This window comes from Clostridium arbusti SL206, assembly GCF_000246895.1.
In the GTDB taxonomy this organism is placed as follows: domain Bacteria; phylum Bacillota; class Clostridia; order Clostridiales; family Clostridiaceae; genus Clostridium_I; species Clostridium_I arbusti.
This window is the reverse complement of the sequence record NZ_BAEV01000166.1, coordinates 1-3,366: the sequence shown is the minus strand read 5'-3', so window position 1 is coordinate 3,366 and position 3,366 is coordinate 1. Positions and strand designations below refer to the sequence as shown.

At 28.4% G+C, this 3,366-nt stretch carries 2 protein-coding genes; one reads left to right on the top strand and one right to left on the bottom strand.

Translation table 11 applies throughout. The features are described 5' to 3' along the window. The first annotated feature begins 292 nt into the window (after positions 1-292). Entirely contained in the window at positions 293-2,683 is a 2,391-nt protein-coding gene (locus RH99_RS17725; protein ID WP_010241496.1) for a glycoside hydrolase family 31 protein, read from the top strand. A gap of 63 nt (positions 2,684-2,746) precedes the next feature. On the opposite strand, the gene RH99_RS19410 is transcribed toward RH99_RS17725, so the two are convergent. Then, entirely contained in the window at positions 2,747-2,902 is a 156-nt protein-coding gene (locus tag RH99_RS19410; RefSeq protein WP_010241494.1) for a hypothetical protein, read from the bottom strand. Positions 2,903-3,366: the final 464 nt, after the last annotated feature.

Here is a 3,366-nt window from a genome sequence, read left to right as displayed (position 1 = left end):
ACACGTAGTATTTAAGAGATGTCAAATTGACTATTGATTAAAAATTTTTTTCTATAGAATATAGGGAATATATAATAGGAGTATAAGTAAAATTTAATGTTCAAAATAAGGTAACTATGAAAATGAGTATTACAATAAAAGATTCAGCTAATATGCTAATGTATCGGCAGAAACAGTTTCAGATGAAAACGTTGACTTAATAATTTGTTTTTTATATACTTAAAATTAGTAAAACGTTTAACTAATTTTAATGGAATTTTATTAAAACTAAATTATATAAGAGGTGGAAAATATGTTTGGTAAAATTAAATCTTTTAAACAAGAGGGAAATAAATTATTTATTCAATTTGAAAAGAATATAGTTAATGTTGAAATAATCTCATCTTCAATAATTAATTTTTTCGTTCCATTAAAACGAAAAGAAAGATTATCTAAAGCTATAGAAAATTTGAAGATTGAACAATGTAAATTTTCAGTAGAGAATAAAAAGGAAAGAGTCACTATTACTACAGATAAATTGAAAATAAATGTATTTGATAACTTTAAAGTAGATATTTATGATTGCCATGGAAATATTCTTTGTGAAGACTATAGAGGAGATAGAAATCCTTTTATAAGAAGAGGGGTAGGCAACGCCTGGGAAGTAGCAGCGTCAGAAGGTCATGAACTTAAAGATGACGGCAGCAAATTAAAAGTACAAGTACTTAAAAAGATGGAAAAGGATATGTATTTTTATGGCTTTGGTGAAAAAACAGGCCATTTAAATAAAAAGGGATATCATTATAAGATGTGGAATACAGATGAGCCAAAGCCACATGTAGAGAGTTTTGAAGCACTATACAAATCTATACCTTTTTTCATTGGGCTTAAGGAAAAACAGGCCTTTGGAATTTTATTTGATAATACTTTTGAGTCTCATTTTGATATGGGTAAAGAAAATAGCGATTATTACTATTTTGGTGCTGTAGATGGAAATTTAGATTACTATTTTATATATGGTCCATCTATTAGAGATGTAGTAAGTCGTTATACTGACTTAACGGGAAGAACACCATTACCACAACTGTGGACACTTGGATATCAACAGTGCAGATGGTCTTATGTACCAGAACAAAGGCTTATGGAAGTAGCTAAAGAATTTAGAAGTAGAGATATTCCATGTGATGCACTATATTTGGATATTGATTACATGCATGGATACAGAGTGTTTACTTGGGATAATGACAAATTCCCAAATCCTAAAAAAACATTAAGTAATTTAAAAGATGACGGTTTTAAACTAGTAACAATTATTGATCCTGGTGTTAAAAAAGATAAAGGATATAAAATTTATGATGAGGGTATTAAAAATGGATATTTTGCAAAGGACAAGGATGGAATCCCCTATGTAAATAAGGTATGGCCTGGAGATTCTTTATACCCTGATTTTCCAAATGAAAAGGTAAGAAATTGGTGGGCAGAAAATCAAAAGATTATGATGGATTATGGAGTATCTGGTATATGGAATGATATGAATGAGCCTGCAAGTTTTAATGGACCGCTTCCTGATGATGTTATGTTTAATAACGATGGTGTTATTACAGATCACAGAGAAATGCATAATGCTTATGGACATTATATGTCAAAGGCAACCTATGAAGGAATTAAGAAACATACCAATAAAAGACCTTTTGTAATAACTAGAGCTTGCTATGCAGGAACTCAAAAGTACTCTACAGTTTGGACTGGTGATAATCAAAGCCTTTGGGAACATCTACGCATGTCCATTCCAATGCTTATGAATTTGGGAATGAGTGGATTGACATTTTGTGGTACAGATGTAGGCGGATTTGGATTTGATTGCACTGCAGAACTTTTATCAAGATGGGTTCAAGTTGGATGCTTTACTCCATTGTTTAGAAATCATTCTTCCATTCTCACAAGAGATCAGGAACCTTGGGCTTTTGATAAGCAAACAGAAGATATTAATAGAAAGTATATTAAACTTAGATATAAATTGATTCCATATATTTATGATACTTTTTGGAAGGAAGAAAGTAATGGACTTCCTGTAATTAGACCTTTAGTACTTAACTATCAGGAAGATAAAAATACTTATGAAATAAATGATGAATTTTTATGTGGTGAGAACATTCTTGTTGCTCCAATTGTAGAACAGGGAAAAGCTACTAGAGTAGTGTATTTACCAAATGGAAATAGATGGATTGATTACTGGACAAAAGAAACATTTGAAGGTGGGAAATACATTATTAAGGAGGCACCACTAGATACATGCCCTATTTATATAAAAGAAGGGAGTATTCTTCCAAATTATCCTGTTCAAAATTATATAGGTGAAAATAAAATAAAAGAACTTATTTTAGATGTATATCCATCAGCTGAGGATACAGAAACTCAGTATGTGCATTATCAAGATGATGGAGAAAGTTTTGAGTATAGAAAGGGAGTTTACAATCTATATGAATTTTCAATTAAAGGTATTGAAGGTTCAAAGGAAGGTATAATAATTAAAATAAATAAATCCTATAAAGCTTATACGAATGATTATATTAGTTTCAAATTTAAAGTAAATAATATCAAGCCTACAGAAATTTTGGCAGATGGAAATTCAATTGATTTCAAAATTGTTGATGAATACGTAGAATTTACAGTTAAAGATCAAGAAGAAATTTCTATTAAATAATAAAATTTTTATAAAAACAAAGAAAAAACCGTGCTGTAAAATTAAAACAACACGGTTTTTTCTTTATTTTTTATCAACGGAATTTTTAAGTGTTGATGTCCATTGATTATCTGTAGCTGTTTTTTCTTTTTTAGTATGGCTGTAACCTGAATCTTCTGGTGAATTTTCTGGTAATGATGTCCATTGATTGTCTGTAGCTGTTTTTTCTTTCTTTCCCATTATAAAAGCCTCCTTTTACTTTGTAACTTTATTTTGCTTTAAATGAAGATTTTAATTCCATGAAATAAATGTAAAATAATTAAAAAGACACATAATGAAGAATGTGCCTTTTTAATTATAAAATTTTAGGTTGATTTTATGGCGGTAATCTTATGATAAAAGTTAGCTCATTTGTAATTATTGACATTAGAGTCATATATTAAACCTAAATATATAAAATATTTCAATAAATCATATTAATTATGAGATAATTATTTTATGAAAATGTTATCTATTAGAAATTAGAAATTCAATGTACAATTTAAACTATTACTTATATAGATTAGTATAATAAAAACATACTATACCTTTGAGAACGAATAAAAATAAGTTTAATCATTTTTAGCACACTTTCTAGGTGTTTTGAATACAATAAGTATAAAATCAAAAATATAGGTTATAATCACTTAAATAATACTACGTGT

Coding starts and splice junctions, on each gene's coding strand:
- RH99_RS17725 (WP_010241496.1), top strand. CDS start 293: ATGTTTGGTAAAATTAAATCTTTTAAACAAGAGGGAAATAAATTATTT.
- RH99_RS19410 (WP_010241494.1), bottom strand. CDS start 2,902: ATGGGAAAGAAAGAAAAAACAGCTACAGACAATCAATGGACATCATTA.